We start from the raw sequence: 17,834 nt of genomic DNA on the forward strand, positions 1-17,834 counted from the left end.
ATAGGTAGGGGCGCCGGGAAGAAAATAGCGAGATTGAATTTAGGTGAATCTAATTTATAAAAATCTTGTGTGTGGATTGTGAGTTAGTTTGAGTTGCCCCTTGAGGCATAAGCGCGTGCCGCTACCGACCGAAATAGAGTGGCGGCTCCGATCGTCCCCGGTCGAGGGCGGGCTTGAATATATAGTGGCAAGCCCAGGTCGGCGGTGGGACGCACCGGCAGGTCTTGAACAACCAATCTCAGCATGATTCAATAGAGATATGGCTGAAGCGGATTGATCAGGTGGCGCGCATGGGCTTGTTCAGCAAAGTCAAGCAAAGCAGGATCATCAACCCGGTGAGCGGGCAGTTAGAAGTCGTGGCCTGCTCGCCGTCTCCCGACCTCGCTGGTGTGGTGACATTCTTTTCGCGATGCGACATCGACGGAATCATCATCGCCGAGCGCGTTACACCGACCGCGGTCCATTTCAGCGGTTACAATGTACCAAAGTCGAAATGGCCCCGCACGGGGATGCTACTTCCGATTACTGTGGATCTCGCCGATCCCAGCCACTATAGGATCGAATGGGAAAAGGTTCCGACGTGGCGGCAGGCCACCGAGAACCTCGCGGCGAGGTTAGGCGCCACGGAACAGGTCGACAGGACCGGCCCTTCCCCCTTCCCCCATGTTTGGCGCGAACCAAACCACGACGTGATCTCGCCGGAACTCGTCAACGGCCTCTCCGCGCAGCAAACGGAACTAGCACTTGCTGGCGCCGGCGCTGCGGTCGGGCTGGAGCCGGCTATGGCAAAAGTGTTGGGTGCCACTGAAGTAAAGCCAAGTTCCGCGCCGGGCGGCACATGGGACATTACCGTCCTGGTGACCGACCCGAATGGCGGCCCGAATTGGGACGCAATCACGCGCATGTCGTTCAGCAGTCCCGAACGCCGTCTAAAGCGCACCGCGACGGGAACTAGGCTGCCCGTCCTGGTCGACCCCGAAAATCACACACGGATAATCGTAGACGTATCCCGTCTTTAGCTGCCGATCTCTTGCGACGGAACCGAGCCGTCCCGGCCGAGACGGACCCGTAACTGACGTTAGTCGGATCGCAACTCGTCGGGCCATATCTGCCCACCACGCAGAATACACAGCATCCTTATTCGATCGGCCACTCCCACATAAGTCGGGGTCGGCAACAAAAGCGTCTATCAAAAGAAACGTTGAAATGTGCTTCACAGGGCATAACGCGTAGCAACAACTGGCGGCGTTGGACGCCTGTGGTTGCGGCCGCGGAGTCGAACCGCCTAGCCCGGCTTTCTTGGACCGGTGAGCGCACCGGCGCTCTTAACCGCATTTCCCTCCACGTGTCGAAGGAGCGACTAGAAATCTACTACCAGCGCGACAGTTTTCCAGCTGTCTAAAAGTGTAACCAGCCTGCACCTTGCGTACAAACCCCTCCTTCTTCCGCATTTCAGGAAGCGTGACATCACTACTCCACATCACCTCGTAGGTAACTGTGGCCCCTGCTTTCTGGCATTGTGGTCACGTCAACTCAGCAAAGACTGCGACGCCACGTCATGTTGATCGGCTTCGGGCATCCGCAACGGCTGGGCAACTCCGCATAAGCCGCTCGGGCCTGGCTAGCTTGCATGGAATTCAGACAGCGCTCGATCGATTTTCGCCATCACATCTGCTTGCAATGGACCCTTCGCCAGGGCACCAGCGTTTTCCTCGACTTGAGCAACCGTGCGAAAACCGGGAATTGGCAGCGTGCGCGGCGAGCGCGCCCAGAGCCATGCAAGCGCACCCTGCGCAAGCGTGCGGCCGTCTTCGGTCAGTAGATTGCGAACCGCCTCCAGGCGCGCAGCAAATTCTGGAGCTATCTTGCCATCCTTGAAGTAGACCATCCAATCGAGACTTGCACCACGCACGTCCTTCTCGCCGACGGTCTTGTCCGGGGTGAACTTGCCGCTGAGCAGCCCCATGGCGAGCGGGCCGCGATTGATAGAAATCAAATCGTTGCGCTCAATGACGTCGATCATCGCCGGAACCGGCTCGAAGACATTCATCGTGTGCTGGATCGACACGAAGCCTGCTCGATGCACATGACGCGCGGCGCGATCCGGATAGTCCGTGCTCCAGCCGAAAGCATCGATCTTACCCTCGCCCCTGAGCGTCTCGAGTGTCCCAAATACCTCGTCCGAGGCTTCGAGCGAAAAATCGTTGAGATGAAATTGCAGCAAATCCAAACGCTTGCGGCGCAGACGACGTAAAGACGTCTCGACAGACTGACGGATAAAAGCGGGATCGGCGAAGGCGCCTGTCGCTTGTTTGGTCTTCTCGTCCGTCGCGAAGCCGAATTTGGTGGCGATGATGATATCGTCTCGATCACCGATCGCCCTGCCCACCACCTCTTCGGAATGCCCGGCCCCATAGTTCGAGGCGGTGTCGAAGAAGCGAATGCCGAGATCCACCGCCCGCTCGATAGCGCGGACCGATTCATTGTCGTCGACTTCGCCCCAGCCAAGCGGCACGTCGCCGGCATAAAACGGACCGCCGATCGCCCAGCATCCCATGCCCAGGCGTGGAATTTCTCGGCCGTTCCAGAGAGTCATTGTGGTCGCGCTATCGGCCTTAGTCAGCATGTCATCCTCCGCAATCGTCTGCCGTTGCAGGTAGAAATAGGAAGAGATGCCCGACTGATAAACAGCCAAATCCGCAGGATATTTTTCATCGATGAAAAACGGCCGTTAGTGGCTGCGCCAAGACGTCATCGATATGCCTGACCTGAAGCCCGTTGCCTGAAAAGCCTACTTGCAGCCGTCACGCAAGCGGAAAATGGCAGGCGACGTCGTGACGGCCCGCCTCGCCGGTCAGCAGCGGCCTGACCTCGTAGCAAAGCGAATTGGCGTAGGGACAGCGGGTCGAGAATTTGCATCCCCTGGGCGGATTAAGCGGGCTCGGGATCTCGCCGTTGAGCAAGATGCGCTTCTGTTTGCCACGGTTATGCGGTTGGGGAACGGCCGAGAGCAGTGCCTGCGTATACGGATGACGCGGTGTGCTGAAGAGCGCATCCGTCTCGCCGATTTCGACAATCGATCCGAGATACATGACCGCAACCCGGCTCGACACCTGCCGAACCACCGCCAGGTCATGGGCGATGAACACATAGGTCAGATTGAGCCGCTGGCGCAGGTCGGCGAACAGGTTGACGATCTGCGCCTGCACCGAAACGTCCAGCGCCGACACTGGCTCATCCGCTACGATCAGCGCCGGTTCGACGGCGAGCGCTCGCGCTATACCGATACGCTGACGCTGACCGCCGGAGAATTCATGCGGGTAACGATCGAGATATTCGCGACGCAGGCCGACGATTTCCATCAGTTCCGCGAGCCGGTCATCGATTGCCATTCCTTTGCGGATGCCATGCACCTTCAGCACTTCCCCCAGCATGTCGCGCACCTTGCGGCGTGGATTGAGCGAGGCCGAGGGATCCTGGAAGATCATTTGCATCTTACGCCGCACAGGCATGAGGGCGCGCTTCTCAGCTTTTGAAATGTCCTGGCCATCGAAGGTCAGCCGGCCGGCTGTGACATCGTAGAGCCGTGTCAGACAGCGGCCGAGCGTGGATTTGCCGCTGCCGGATTCGCCCACGAGACCCAAGGTTTCGCCGGGATAGACGTCGAGGCTGATCTCGTCGACCGCATGCAAGGTCCGGCCCGAACCCGGCCAGATGGTCTCGCCGACGACGAAGTTCTTGCTCAGCGCCTCGGCGGAAAGCAGGGGCTTTGCGCTCTCGGTCGCACTCATACGGGCTCCTCCGATGTCAGGACGGTATTGCGCAGGGCCTCGCGTTCCTCTCCGTCGAGCACGCAAAGCACGGATTGATGGCCGATGCGGCGGGTTGGCGGGCGGCCGGCGCATTCAGCCCGAGCGAACCGGCAACGCGGCTGAAACCCGCAGCCCTCTGGAATGCTGCCCGGCGTCGGCGGCATGCCGCCGATCGAAATCAGCCGCTCCGGGCGCGCGCCCGTCAGTGGTGGGATCGAGGCCATCAGACCCCAGGTATAGGGATGAATGGGATTAGAGAAGATCTCCCGCGTGGTTCCACGCTCGACGATGCGCCCGGCATACATGACTGCCACCCTGTCGGCGATCTCGGAGACGACGCCCATGTCGTGGGTAATGAAGACGATCGCCAGGCCGAGCTCCTTGCGCAGCCTGAGCAACAGGTCGAGCACTTGTGCCTGCACGGTCACATCCAGCGCCGTCGTCGGTTCATCGGCGACCAGGAGCGCCGGCTGGCAGGAAAGCGCCATGGCGATCACCGCCCGCTGGCGCATGCCGCCCGACAGTTGGTGCGGATAGCGTTCGAGCGCTTCGGCGGGATTGGAAAAGCCGACTTCGCCTAAAAGCTCGATCGCCCGCAAACGGGCGGAACGGGCCGAGATCGCTTCATGGGCGCGGATCTGCTCGGCGATCTGCCAGCCGATCTTATAAACGGGGGTCAGCGCCGTCATCGGATCCTGCGAGATCAGCCCGATTTCCTTGCCTCGAATACGACGCATGGCAGTTGCCGACAGTTCCAGAATCCGCTCCCCACGAAAGGCGACCGCGCCGTCGACCTTTGTGGTCTTTTGATCGTGGAGGCCGAGCAGCGATAGCAGCGTTACCGACTTGCCCGAGCCGGATTCGCCGACGATCGACAGGATTTCTCCTTCGCGCACGGAAAAGGACACGTCATCCACGGCCTTGACAGATCCATAATCGGTGGCGAACGAAACCGTGAGACCTTGGACATCGAGAAGAAGGGGTTTTTCGGCGGTCTGCATCATCAGTTCTTCCTCACGCGCGGATCGATCAGCACGTAGACGATGTCGACGGACGCATTGGCGAGCACCACGAAGAATGAGGCATACATGACCGTGCCGAGTATCATCGGAAGATCGAGGTTGAGCAGCGCCTGATAGGTGAGACGCCCGACGCCGTTCAGACCGAACACGACTTCCGTCAGGAGGGCCGCACCGCCGACGAGGGCGCCGAAATCAAGGCCGAACATGGTCACGAACGGGATCAGCGAGGTCCGGAGCGCATGCCTGAGCATGACCCGCGCCGGGCTCAGCCCCTTGGCACGGGCGGTGCGGATATAGTCCTCCTGATAGGCTTCCACCAAGTTGGCGCGAAGCACCCGGCCATAGATGCCGACGTAGAGTGCAGCCAGCGTTGCCCAGGGAATGATCAGCGTCAGAAACCAGCCGACCGGATCGGTAAGCAGGGGCTTGTAACCGAGCGGAGGAACCCAGGAAAACGCCCAGGTATCATGGAAGCGGCTTTGCGAGACCAGGTTCATCACCTCGCCCAGCCAGTAGACCGGCATGGAGACGCCGATCAGCGCGAGCGCCATGAGCCCTCGATCCAGTAAGGTGTCGCGGGCCATCGCGGCGATCACGCCGAAGACGATACCACCGACCACCCAGAGCACCGCCGCGCCGAACACCAGCGACAGCGTCACCGGCGCGGCGTCCGCAACCTGCGGCACGACGCGCATGCCGCGATTGACGTAGGAAGAAAGATCCTGGGTTACGAACAGCCGCTTCATCATCAGCACATATTGGACCGGCAGCGGCCGATCGAAGCCGAATTCGGTGCGGATCTGCGCGATCGTCTCTTGCGAAGCGTTGCGCCCGGCAAGGCGGGCGGCCGGGTCGGAGCCGGGCGTGGCGAAGAAGATCAGAAATACCAGCGTCGAGATGCCGAACATGACGAACACCATCTGGCCGAGACGCTGAAGAATTGCAAAAACCATCTCCGCCTCCTCAGACGATCTTTGTGCGCGGGTCGAGCACATCGCGGATGCTGTCGCCGAGCACGTTCAGCGACAGGACGGTGAGCGCGATGGCGATGCCGGGCGCCAGCGCCACGGCCGGGCGTGTATAAAGCAAGGTCTGCCCGTCCTGGATGATCGTGCCCCAGCTCGCATCCGGCGCCTGCACGCCGATCGACAGGAAGGACAAGGACGATTCCGTGACGATGTTGAGCGCCATCATCAGCGGTATGAACACGATAAGCATCGTGGCAACATTGGGCAGAATGTCCTTCCAGAGGATGCGCCATTCGGGAACACCAAGCCCGATCGCGGCCAGCACGAATTCGCTGTTCTTCAGCTCCAGTACGCGGCCGCGCACGGGGCGCGCCACATAGGGTATGTAGATGATACCGATAATTCCTATCGGCAGCAGCAGGCTATCCGCGGTGATCTCGATCGGGCCGAGCACGATGCCCTTGGAGATCAGCACGATCGACAGCGAAATCGCCAGAAGATAGACCGGAAAGGCCCAGAGAATATCGAGTAGTCGCGACAGGATCACATCGATAACGCCACCGAAAAAGCCCGCGCAGATGCCGATCAGCGCGGCCAGAATCAGACAGATGATGGTGGCGCAGGAGGCGATCAGCAGCGAATTGCGACCGCCAAAGAGAAGCCGGGCAGCGACATCGCGCCCCTGCGTATCGGCGCCGAGGAAATACTGCGCAGCCCAAGTCGGACCGATCGGCGTGACGCCAAGACCCAGGCCCTCCGTCGAAGGCTGCATGATCTTGATCTTCTTTCCCTCGACATTGATCTTGCCGCTCAGATTGGAGCGGAACGGATCCGTCACCGAAACGTAGTTCGCATAGAGCGGCGCGGCGAGGCTGGACAGGACGATCAACAACAACACCAGGGCTGCGGCGATCGTCGGCTTGTCGCGCTTGAGAAGCCGCCAGGCCCGTTGCCAATGCCCTGCGCTTTTTCGCACGCCCTGGCTTTGCGAACTCTCCACCGGACTTGCAATGCTATCGGGTACGAGGGTCATTTCCGTTTCCTGCCATCACACAGTCGAGCGGCCGCATCTAGCCCTCTGCTATTGCGAGTTCGGGCTGTTCAAGAAGAAGAGCGAACGGGTAATGGCGTGCGCTGCACGCCATTACCCTTGGCCCATTTACTTCACCCAGGACTGGGAAACGATCCAACGATTCTGCTTGTTGAACAAATAATTGCCAAGACGGGCGGAGGTGAAATTCACACTCTTGGGCGTGAACAGCGGCACCAGCGGCGCCTCGGCCATATATGCCTTGTCGATCTTGGCCCATTCGGCATTGGCGGCATTCTCATCGGTCAGCGAAAGAACCATGGCCGCCTTCATCTTGGCGTCGAGATCCTTGTTGCAATAGCCAGCGATATTGATCGAGGAATCGCTTCCCTTGTGGAAGCTGTCGCAGGAAAGCAGCACATTCAGAAAGTCCGACGCAGCCGGATAGTCCATGTACCACTGGGTAACGCTGATCTGAACGTTGTTGTTGGTATTCTGGATGTAAGCGAACTGGATATTGGGAGAGATCGCCTTCATCGAGGCATCATAGCCAAGCTCGCTGAGCAGGCTCTGCAAATAAGTGCCGATGCCGCGCGCAACCGCGTTGTCTTCAGCGATGACGGTCACCTTCTGGCCCTTCGTGCCGGATTCCTCGACCAGTTGCTTGGCCTTGTCCATGTCAGCCTCGGACCATTGCGAACCGGGATCCTTGGTATAGAGGCAGTCATCGACATGGCCTGGGAAATCAGGCGGCAGGATCTGGCAGGTCGGCTGCGCCAGCACGTCACCGCCGAAAAGACCGACGAGCGCGTCGCGGTCGACCGCATAGTTCAGGGCCTGTCGCGCCTTGACGTTGTTAAAGGGCGGCAGATTGACATTCATTGGCGCATACCAGAAGGCCGCAAGCGGATCGAGATGAACCTGCTTGGCATATTTCGAGCCTAGCTCCGGCAGGCGGTCGGCTGGCGGCGTGTCGAACATCCAGTCCAGCTGGCCGTTGATCACGGCATTGATGCCGGCCTCTTCCGTCATGCCGAACTTGTAGTCGATTTCGTCGGCATAGCCGTCCGGCTGTGCGTCGATACTCCATTCCTTGAAATAGGGATTGCGCTTCAGCACCATCTGTTCATTCGGGTTGTAGCTTGCGATCACATAGGCGCCAGTTCCAGGAATGGGGCTCGTGCCGGCATCCTTGGCGGGCGTATCGGCGGGAACGATGCTTGCATGCGGCACCGCGAGCTTGGCGAAAAACTCCGAATCCGCCGCGACCAGGTTGATGATGACGGTGCCGGCCTTCTCGTCGGCAATCACACCCCCGTCAAGCGTGCAGGTGTCGCCATTTTCCATGCATTTATCAGCGCCGACGATGCCATTGTAGAAACTGCCCATGGTCGGGCCTTTGACCTTGAAAATCCGCTGGAACGAGGCCAGCACATCAGCCGGCGTGACATCCTTGCCGTTCGAGAACTTGATGCCCTTACGGATCTTGAACACATAGGTTTTGCCATCATTCGTGACTTCGGGCATCGCCTCGGCAATGGCTGGCACGATCTTGAAGCCTTCCGTTCCCCCGGCCTGCTTGAACTTGACGAGGCCGTCATAGCTCAACTGGTAGATCTGCCAGTACTGCGCGGTGTAATTGATCATCGGATCGATGGTGCCGGCAGCCGAAACGGCCGAGAGCGTCATCGTGCCGCCGCGATGCTGGGTCATGAGCGCGGCCCGGTCCTCGGCATGGGCTGGTCCTGAAAGCATGGTCTGTGCAAGCAGAAGGCCTGCGAAAGCCGCCCCGGCGCGACGGATGGCTATTGATCGTGTCGTCATGATTGTCTGTTCCCTTTTTTGTAGCTGGTTCTATACGGCAGGCATTCGCGGGCGGCGCTCAAAGAGCGATCCCATGCTTTCAAGGCGCTTTCCCATTCAGAAAGGCACCGACCTCGGCCATGCAGGCGGCGCGCTCCTCGACGTGCGGCATGTGGCTGGACTGCTCAAAGATGCGCCAGCGCACATCCGGAATTTCATCGGCATAGGGTTGCACGCAGGCCTGAGTCGCCTCGTCGTAATGACCGGAGATCAACAGCGTCGGAACGTCGATGGCCGAGAGGCGGCCGACGATCGACCAGTCCTTCATGGTGCCGATGACATGGAATTCGTTGGGACCGTTCATCGTGTGGTAGACGGTCGGATCCTCGGCGATGGCATCGAAGGTCCGCTTCACCTCCGGCGGCATCGGGACGATGCGACAGACGTGACGTTCGTTGAAAACGTCGGTCGCCTTGACGTATTCGGGGCTATCCGTCGTGCCGGCCAGCTCGTGCTCGAGCAGCGTGGCCTGCACCTCGGCCGGCAAGGCTTCCCGAAGGCGGTTGGCCTCCGAAATCCAGGTCTTCATCGCAGCCGGCGAATTGGCAATCACCAGCGCCTTGAGACCGGCCGGTCGATCGACGGAGAATTCAGCCGACAGCATTCCACCCCAGGATTGCCCGAGCAGGCAATAGGAATCGCGGATGCCGAGATGGTCGATCAGGTTGTGAAGTTCCGCCTTGAAGAAACCGACCGTCCAGAAATCACCGCCCTTGTCCGGCAGGTGCGTGGACTTGCCGTTGCCGACCTGATCATAATGGATAACTGCGCGGCCCGTGGCGGCGATATCCTTGAAACTGTCGACATAATCATGCGTGCAGCCCGGCCCGCCATGCGCGACGATCAACGGTGGCTTGCCGGACGCAAGATCACCGGTGATCCGATACCAGGTCTGATATGCGCCATAGAGTGCATAGCCTTCGGTTACCTCCATATTTCGTCTCCTTTCTTCATCATCTTCCTAGAGTCCGCCGCGAGTACGCCTGTCATCCTTGCAGATGGCGTCCGCGGCTTCCTCGATCGTCATGCCCCAATCCATCGCTATGCTTCTCAAGCGCTTGAACGCGGCGGTTTCGCCGGCATATCCCTGCTGCATCAACTGCAATACGGCACGCACGACGATCGGCCGCTGGCGCAATCGGTCCTCAAGCACACGGATATCGTCGGCATGGCTGCGTGCCTTCTGATAGGCATGCGACGCAATCAGCAGCGCGCTATAGGCCCCCGTGGAGCCGATCGGTTTCAGCATATGAGCGTTCGAACCCTGGGCCAGCACCCATTCGATCCGTCCCGGCGCTTCCGAGCCGATCAGCGCCACCAGCGGCATGGGCGAAAAACCGGATGGCCAGGGAAATTGCTGATCATGTCCCATGTCGGCATCGAAGAAGACGACGTCGGCCCGCGCATCCTGCTCATCGAGCTGCGGCCAGACGGCCTTGACCTGAATATGCAGCGACTCCAGCTGGCGCGTCAGCGCCTCGACCGTCGAATGCGGCCGATGCAGCATCACCGCGCGCCAGCCGGAAAACCTCGGTCGTTCGAAGCGGCTCATTTCACCACCTTCAGTCCCCTTCCCGGCGCATGAGCGCCCGGCTTGCCCGGAAGAACCGATCGCACCAGGTAGGGGTCTGCCTCGACGACGGCGGTTTCGGTGTCGAAGATCTCGAAGCCACCCTCTCTGTCGGACCTGCCGATAAACGGGCGCAACCCGGCATAATGGGTGCGCGGATCAAACGAGACAGATCCAATCGGCATATCGAACCGCCGTTGTGTCACAACCCTGCGGATCAGGTCCGGATCGTCCGTGCCGGCGTCGGCAATCGCTTGAGCCAGGACGGAAACCGCCATATAGGCGAAGGCAAATGGCCCGGTAACCGGTCGGCCATCGCCGCGACGGGCCGCCAATCGCGCCTTGAAACTCCTGTTTTCCTGAGTGTCGAGCCTGTCCAAGTAAATGTTGGTGACGATATGCCCGGCCTTGGCTTGTGGACTGAGATCCGCGAGATCGATTTCCGAAAGATTGCAGGCGACGAGCGGCCGATGCTCTGCGCTGAAATCGACATCTTCTTCCCGTAGCTCCGCATAGGTACGGATGAACGCATGAGCGGAACGGCCAACGAGATTGGAGAGGATGAAATCCGGCCGCTTGAGGCGGATTTCGGCGATCAGGTGGTCGACCTCTTCCGAACCCAGCGGCACAAAGCGCTCGGCCAGCACCTCGCCTCCCGCTGCCCCGGTTATCTCGCGGGCGATCCGGCCGATTTCCCAGCCCCAAATATAGTTCGAGCCGACGATGAACGGCCGCCGACCGTAGCGGGGCAGGACATAGTCGAACAAGGGCAACAGATGCTGATTGGGACAAGCGCCTAGATAGATGACGCTGTCGCTCGTCTCATAACCTTCGTGCGGAAAGGCGTACCAGAGCAGCGCGCCATGCCGCTCGACGACCGGAAGCACTTCCTTCCGGCTCCAGGACGTGATCGCACCGACGATATGCCGACATCCCCGCTGCCGGATGGCGGACCCGGCGAGTTCGGCATAACGTTCCGCATTGCCAGCCGGATCATCGACACGCGGTTCGAATTGAAAGAAGCAGCCGGGATCGCTGTTGACTTCAGCGATTGCCGCCAAGGCGCCATCCACCGCATCGCGGCCAAGCGCCGCATAAGTGCCCGTTGTCGAATAGAGAATTGAAATTGGGATGGGCTTCCGGATCACCGCATACCCCTCGCCCCACTGCCTAGGCGGCAACCGCTTGTCGGCCATCCTAAGGACAATGGATCATTCTGATCGGGGGTAGCCTTCATCACGCCAAAGTCTCGATTTGAGCACATGACCGGCATGATCGGCCAAACGGAATAAAAAAAGCCCCGTTCCGCAGGATATGCGGAAATCGGGGCTCATTTGCCGTCGGCAATCAATGCCATTTGTTATCTCGACGCTATGGCAAGCTCACTTTATAGTCAATCGGCAATCATGCTCATTTTTCAATCATTCGCACGGACTCGATCAGCGATGGCGCGTCGCGAGAACGCAACACAACCGGAGATACGAGGCGTCATCTTCCTGAACAATCCACGAAGCAACGCCAGGAGAATAAAGGCAATTTGACTTGCCGCCTCGCATAGACCAGTCCGGAACTTTACGAGGGACATCCCCGTGTATTGATGGACGAGCTCATGCCATCCGGAGCGCCATGCCAGGCTATGACGGAAGGTGAGACGATGCCCTACTCGTCCTTTTTCCGAGTTTGCCGCATGTCTTCCACTATCGCCCCGGTGTCCTCGTGATGCTTCTGCATTTCCTTTCTGCGGCGACCGGGATCCGCCAATTGCCACAGGACAATGCCGGCAGCACCGAGGCTGCCAATAACGGCCACAATGACTTCGAAATTCCAAATCATTGCCTTCCCCGTTTATTCGAGCGTATTTCCCTCGATCCGCGCATCGTGGTTCGCAGCGTAAAGCGGATGACTATCAAGCTCATCCAGCTTCGGTTCGCCCGCCGTCATCAGCCTCCGGCTTTTTCCGCAAAAGTGTGGTAGCGGCCATTCCAAAAGGCCACCATGTGAGCGGCACCAAGAAGGCCCACCGTGCCGACGATCTGCGCAATTGGTCCTGCGGCGCCGGTCTCTCGACAGAAGAACTGAAAAACGGAAAGCAACGGATAGTGTACGATATAGAGTGGATAAGAAATGTCCCCGAGCCAGCGCGACAACGCTCGCAACTTCGCAGGCACTTCGAGCGCGATAGACCAGACGAGCAACATGGGCAGCGTCAACAGCGCGATGTCCGTGTCGGCTCTCGAGTGATAGAAAATCACCATAAGCCAAACGGGCGGCAATAACGCGAGCCACGTCCGCCAACAAGGCCTGACACCAAGCCGCGCCAGCAACACGCCAAAGGGAAAGGCAAAGCCAAGCCGCGCAATGCCGATATGGATGGTGTCCCACGTGCTGCCGACATTCAAATCATCGCCCCACGCCAGCAGCGCGGCACCCGAAACCGCCGTCATTGTCAGCAGCACCGGTGGCGTCAGGTGACGCCGACACGCCCCATAAAGAAAGTAAGCAGTGAATTCCAGAAAGAGCGTCCAGCACGGAACATTTACTGGAAAATAGTCCCCGGCGACGGGCGCGGGCAGAACCGCCAGATTGAGCGGAACGACCCACGCCGGCGGGCGGTCGATACCCGCAAACACCTTTGCCAGTATTACGAACGCACCAAGGAGAATGCCGACGAGGAAAACTGGGTAGAGACGCTTGAGTCGAATGGCAAAGAAGCCCGGCGTCGTCATGCCGGCTATAAACCTTGGACCATAAACCGTTTCGGTGACAAAGCCGGACAGCGCAAAGAAGAAATCCACCGCCAGATAACCAAGCGGTGCGACATGCCAGATCAATCCCATATGGAAATGCACAACAGCGATGGCAGCAAGGCCGCGTATCGCGTCCAGCGAATAGTAGCGCATCTTGGAAAACCTCCCCGAATTTTCCGCAGCTATTTTTTTACGAGGCAAGCATCCTTCGATAAGATGCAGCCGAAAGTCGGCGTGCCGCTCAAGCGAGCGAACCCACGCGCTTCCACTCTGGTGCAAGACTTTCAGACTTCTATCGAGGATGAAATTGCGTTTTATGGCGCATCGCTATCGACGATGCCACGACCATGAAATGATCTCGAGGAGAGCAACCGATCGTTTAAAGCGCCCTCCGCTCGCTCGCTCCGCCTCCTTCGATTGAGCACGAGGAAGATAATATAGCGCAGCGGTTTTGCCAATATGTTAAGTAATATTTTAATCTAAATGTGATCACATGCGAGAGACACTTCTTTTTCTTATGTATCATATAGTTTATTCACTGATAGATTTAAATATATACCGGCACAATCTTGTTTTTCAATTATTGGTTCAATTTGTTATTAATTTCACTTCTGGCGCGAGCGTGATCGTCACCTATCATGCCCTCAGATTCCTGCCGCGAATAAATGACATCTACTTAGTTTCATAAGAATCTCTCTCTTCTTCGTATGATCAGGGGCCAGCGTTTCCCACTTGGCGAAGCACGGGCGCAAGGGCTTGCCGGAGCAGAATAAAGCGAGGGCACGATATTTAGGCGCTGGCTGCCATACCCTTCATCGTCAACTGAATGAACTCTGGAATACGGTGTGCGATTGCTGGCTGTCATGGCCGCAATTCGGCGCACCCTGGTCACCAATTTCCCACTGAAATCATCACTCAAACCGTGTGATTTTATTTTCGCTTCCCTCTTAACCTGTGAGTACCAATGGCCCGTTAGCCGCCCCAGGATTGTCTCACCTCTGAGCAATACGTCTTCTGGTAGTGAAATTGGGAGGTGCCTTTGCAGCGGCATCCCACCGTCGCTCGTCCTCCCTGAATGGCGACCGAAGGCAGTCGCCATACACACGCTGTGTTCCATCGCGAAAAAGCTCGCTTCAATCCGTCTGTGGCCGGCTTTAGCGGTGGAAGATCCGTGCGACGCATAGGACGCGGCACTTAATCACAACCGATATCCCTTCATGGGAATATCACATTGCAATCCCAATAATCTGCCCGCGGTGGCCCTCAATCACCACCTTGTCCTGATCCTTGGTCCGGCAGTGCGAGAAGGACAGACGACGTTCCGACCAGGACGCAAGTTTCAGAAGTCGCGTTTTTCATTAACATAAGTCAAAGATCACCCCTTGCCTGCTAAATTTCGCCACGCTAAATTACGCAAGATTTGGTTGTATTTTGCCGACACCGACTCAGCCGCCTCGACCCTGCTAACCCGGTTCTCTCGTATGCTGACATGATTTGGAATCATCGCATTACCCGTGTCACCGTCGGTCTGCTGCTGTTGCTGCTCGCAATCGTCGTCTCCTTGCCGGCAATTACCGGCTATACAAGCCGCGACGGCACAGTCAACGCCCGGCTGGCTCTCGTCAATGCTCCCATAGATGGCGTGATTTCAGGCGAGCCCGTTAAAGCCGGCGCTCCCGTCAAAGCCGGCCAAAGTCTCGTAGAAATCGGCAATTCGCGCGTGAACCGCGCAGTTCTGGCTTCACTCGAAGCAGAGCGCAACACCGCCCGCGATCGTGTTATTGCCCTGAAGAAGGAACGCGACGACCTTTCGCAGCTTCGCGAACAGCTGAGCAATCGCTTGGAAATCTTCAAGCAGGCCACAATTTCGAACCTCGAACGCGAAGTCGAGATTCTTCGAAAGAGAGTAGAGGTTTCACAGGCGCAGGATCTTGCTGCACAGGTGGATCTCGACCGCCGCAGAGAGCTTGCATCCAGGGGTATTCTCACACAAAGGATGGTCGATGCCGCACGCGCCGCCGGCGCAGCAACCGTCGGTGAGGTCGAAGTGAGCAATATGACCGTCGATCAATTGCAACAGCGGCTGAGCGCAGTTCGACAGGGTATCTTTGTGTTCGGAGATGGTCAAAATGACGTCCCCTACTCCCGGCAGCGCCAGGACGAGGTCATTGTCCACATCAGCGACTTGAACTCACGCATAGCCGAAAATGAAACGCGAGCCGCAGAGGTCGAAAAGCAGCTGACCGAAGAAGGCATTCGCGTTAGCAGCCTCGAGTCCGCGACGGCGACGGCGCCGTTCGACGGCGTCGTTTGGAGCAGAGGCGTCGTCAACGGCTCCAATGTCGCCCTCAACAATGAGCTGATGCGGATACTCGATTGTCGGGAACTGTTTGTCGACATCCTCGTCCCTGAAGTGGATTATGATGAAATCTATCCGGGGCTGGCCGCGCAGGTTCGGCTACTTGGGCGCAGCGACGTTTTCAAGGGCTCGGTCGTTTCCGTGAAAGGCAGTTCGGCAGCTCTGGAAACCGATTCATTTGCAGCCAGTCTGCCGATTTCATCGCAACGCAATGCTCGCATTCGGGTCCGCCTCGAACCATCCATCATGAACAACGATTTCGAAAATTTCTGCCAAGTAGGACGGACAGTCCAGGTCCGGTTTCCCAGGCACGGGATCGGCTTTTCGAACTGGGTCAAGAACCTGTGGTTCAGTATCTTCTAGCTCTTGCTCCAACCTTTCTCGTAATGGCCTTCTTTCTCCTGGGGCCATTCAATTGGTCGCGCCATCATAGCTGGACCAGAACGCTCACCTGCGGGTTCGTCGCAGCTATTGCATTCCGCTACATGCTTTGGCGGCTTACGCAAACCGTTCTTCCCTATCCCTATGACGGGATTAATTTCTTTTGGGTCTGGCTCGTTTTCATCGTCGAGATGTTAGCCTTCACCGACGTCGTGCTTTTCCTTGTGCTGATGAGCCGTTACGTCAACCGCAGCGCCGAAATGGATGGGCTAGGCACCGTCTTTTTTGCCCGTGAAGGACGCGAACTACCGACTGTTGACGTCTTCATTCCCACCTACAATGAGCCGCTCGACGTTCTGGAAAGAACAATCGTAGGCGCTCTATCGCTCGATTATCCCGCGGACAAACTCAAAGTCTATGTCCTCGACGACCAGCGCCGCGATTGGCTCAAAACCTTTTGCGAACAGAAAAACGCCATTCACGTTACGCGCAGCAACAACGCGCACGCCAAGGCCGGCAACATGAACAACGGCCTGCAAGTCAGCTCGGGTGAATTCGTTGCCGTGTTCGATGCCGATTTCGTACCCTACCGGCACTTTCTTCGTCGGACATTACCCTTCTTTTCCGATGAAACCATTGGCATTGTCCAGACACCCCAGCATTTTTTCAATGCTGATCCGGTGCAGATGAATCTGGGGCTTGAGAATATCTGGCCGGACGAACAGCGTCTGTTCTTTGACGAAATCGCGCCCAGCCGGGATGGATGGGATGTCAGTTTCTGCTGTGGCTCATGTTCGATCGCCCGACGTACGGCAATCGACGCGATCGGCGGCTTTCCGACAGAGTCCATCACCGAGGATCTGCTGACCACGCTTTCCATGCTCAACAAGGGCTACAAGACGCGCTATTTGAACGAACGTCTGTCGATGGGACTCGCGGCGGAAAATCTGACCGGCTATTTCGTTCAGCGCGAGCGCTGGTGCCAAGGGGGCATTCAAACGCTTTACCTGCACAATGGCCCGCTGCGTGGCCCGGGACTATCGCTTTTCCAGCGCATCATGTTCCTGCCGGCTTCGTGGTTGGTGCAGTATCTGGTCCGCTTGATGATTCTGGTCATCCCGATTGCTTATCTCTGGTTCGGACTGCTGCCACTCTATTTTACAGATGTGGCCGACTATATCTCCTATCAAGTTCCGCTGCTGACAGCTTATTTCCTTCTCATGCTTTGGATAACGCCAACACGATATTTGCCCATAATCTCAAGTGCCGTCGGAACGTTCGCGACGTTCCGAATGCTGCCGACGGTCGCGTCGAGCCTGATCAGGCCATTCGGCAAGCCCTTCAGGGTGACGCCGAAGGGAAGCAGCAACCAGGCAAACCAATTTGACCGGTATACGTTTTCCTGGATCGCAACCTTAATTACGATCACCGCCCTTGGACTACTGATCGATATTGTCCCCGAGACCACGCAAACTCAGGCTGAATTTTCGCCGATCGCGGCCTTTTGGGCAGGCATCAATATCGTCGTTTTGCTCATCGCCTCTCTAATTTGCTTTGAGAAGCCCCAGCGACTGTTTCACGCCTTCAAATTGGACGAGCCGGCCGCAGTGGACGACATCTCCGGCCGGCTGGTTAGCCTGGCGCTGGACAAGGCAGTCGTCGCAGTCCCCCCCGATTCACAATTCGAGTCGAAATCGGTGGTCTTGCACCTTGAAGGCTTTGCGCCTTTCAATGCGGAATTGAGGCAGGTCACGCAGCGACGCAGGAGCATGAGCCGCGGCGGAGACAGGCAAGCATACTATCTCCACCTTCACTTCGATCTCCACGGTGCTATTCGAGACAAAATGATCGTGAAGCTCTACACTGGAGAATATTCGCAGGACATTCGCGACATCGACAAGGTCGCCGTGTCGGTCAATCTTCTGCTACGCTCTTTCGGCCGGGTACGCACACTTTAGGAGGTGTGGACTCTTGGGTTTCCAAGGCTGAGCGAATCAGATTCAAGACTGTCTTTTGGAGGCAGTCATGGGTGTTTTGGATCGTCTGATCCTTCGGGACGAACAGTGGGCGCGGATAGCGCAT

Annotated in this window: 14 protein-coding genes; 4 read left to right on the forward strand and 10 right to left on the reverse strand. The window is 57.9% G+C overall.

What is annotated here, in order from left to right:
* Positions 1 to 224 precede the first annotated feature (224 nt).
* On the forward strand, positions 225 to 1,019 hold the full coding sequence (locus tag HGP12_RS19275; RefSeq protein ID WP_246703477.1) for a hypothetical protein: 795 nt from the start codon (positions 225 to 227) through the stop codon (positions 1,017 to 1,019).
* A 602-nt stretch (positions 1,020 to 1,621) separates the two neighbouring features.
* Here HGP12_RS19275 and HGP12_RS19280 read toward each other — a convergent pair.
* The 9 genes from HGP12_RS19280 to HGP12_RS19320 all read right to left on the reverse strand — a co-directional run bounded on the left by HGP12_RS19280 (position 1,622) and on the right by HGP12_RS19320 (position 11,413).
* Entirely contained in the window at positions 1,622 to 2,626 is a 1,005-nt protein-coding gene (locus HGP12_RS19280) for an aldo/keto reductase (protein ID WP_168840402.1), read from the reverse strand.
* Between the two features lie 178 nt (positions 2,627 to 2,804).
* Positions 2,805 to 3,791, reverse strand: a complete 987-nt coding sequence (locus tag HGP12_RS19285) for an ABC transporter ATP-binding protein (RefSeq protein WP_168840403.1) — start codon at positions 3,789 to 3,791, stop codon at positions 2,805 to 2,807.
* Positions 3,788 to 4,813 carry an ABC transporter ATP-binding protein gene (locus HGP12_RS19290; RefSeq protein ID WP_168840445.1) on the reverse strand — a complete coding sequence of 342 codons (1,026 nt, stop codon included), beginning with the start codon at positions 4,811 to 4,813 and terminating at the stop codon, positions 3,788 to 3,790. The genes HGP12_RS19285 and HGP12_RS19290 overlap by 4 nt, the downstream gene beginning before the upstream one ends.
* Before the next feature lie 2 nt (positions 4,814 to 4,815).
* Entirely contained in the window at positions 4,816 to 5,787 is a 972-nt protein-coding gene (locus HGP12_RS19295) for an ABC transporter permease (RefSeq protein WP_168840404.1), read from the reverse strand.
* Positions 5,788 to 5,797: 10 nt separating this feature from the next.
* Positions 5,798 to 6,835, reverse strand: a complete 1,038-nt coding sequence (locus HGP12_RS19300) for an ABC transporter permease (RefSeq protein WP_168840405.1) — start codon at positions 6,833 to 6,835, stop codon at positions 5,798 to 5,800.
* A gap of 126 nt (positions 6,836 to 6,961) precedes the next feature.
* Complete coding sequence (locus HGP12_RS19305) at positions 6,962 to 8,656, reverse strand: ABC transporter substrate-binding protein (RefSeq protein WP_168840406.1); 1,695 nt, start codon at positions 8,654 to 8,656, stop codon at positions 6,962 to 6,964.
* Between the two features lie 79 nt (positions 8,657 to 8,735).
* Complete coding sequence (locus HGP12_RS19310; RefSeq protein ID WP_168840407.1) at positions 8,736 to 9,629, reverse strand: proline iminopeptidase-family hydrolase; 894 nt, start codon at positions 9,627 to 9,629, stop codon at positions 8,736 to 8,738.
* Positions 9,630 to 9,656: 27 nt separating this feature from the next.
* A complete protein-coding gene (locus HGP12_RS19315; protein WP_168840408.1) occupies positions 9,657 to 10,247 on the reverse strand; it encodes an ANTAR domain-containing response regulator in 591 nt (196 codons plus the stop codon).
* Positions 10,244 to 11,413: a transporter substrate-binding protein gene (locus HGP12_RS19320; RefSeq protein ID WP_168840409.1), complete on the reverse strand. Its 1,170-nt coding sequence runs from the start codon at positions 11,411 to 11,413 to the stop codon at positions 10,244 to 10,246. The genes HGP12_RS19315 and HGP12_RS19320 overlap by 4 nt, the downstream gene beginning before the upstream one ends.
* 571 nt (positions 11,414 to 11,984) lie before the next feature.
* On the opposite strand from HGP12_RS19320, the gene HGP12_RS19325 reads away from it, so the two are divergent.
* A complete protein-coding gene (locus HGP12_RS19325) occupies positions 11,985 to 12,239 on the forward strand; it encodes a hypothetical protein (RefSeq protein ID WP_168840410.1) in 255 nt (84 codons plus the stop codon).
* On the opposite strand, the gene HGP12_RS19330 is transcribed toward HGP12_RS19325, so the two are convergent.
* A complete protein-coding gene (locus HGP12_RS19330) occupies positions 12,206 to 13,165 on the reverse strand; it encodes an acyltransferase (protein WP_168840411.1) in 960 nt (319 codons plus the stop codon). The two genes, HGP12_RS19325 and HGP12_RS19330, sit on opposite strands and share 34 nt — an antisense overlap.
* Positions 13,166 to 14,501: 1,336 nt before the next feature.
* On the opposite strand from HGP12_RS19330, the gene HGP12_RS19335 reads away from it, so the two are divergent.
* Both HGP12_RS19335 and HGP12_RS19340 read left to right on the forward strand, forming a co-directional pair.
* Entirely contained in the window at positions 14,502 to 15,734 is a 1,233-nt protein-coding gene (locus HGP12_RS19335) for an HlyD family secretion protein (RefSeq protein WP_168840412.1), read from the forward strand.
* Entirely contained in the window at positions 15,716 to 17,710 is a 1,995-nt protein-coding gene (locus HGP12_RS19340) for a glycosyltransferase (protein ID WP_168840413.1), read from the forward strand. Before HGP12_RS19335 ends, HGP12_RS19340 begins: the two co-directional genes overlap by 19 nt.
* Positions 17,711 to 17,834 lie beyond the last annotated feature (124 nt).

It is taken from the genome of Rhizobium sp. P28RR-XV, from assembly GCF_012641385.1.
Classification (GTDB): Bacteria; Pseudomonadota; Alphaproteobacteria; order Rhizobiales; family Rhizobiaceae; genus Rhizobium.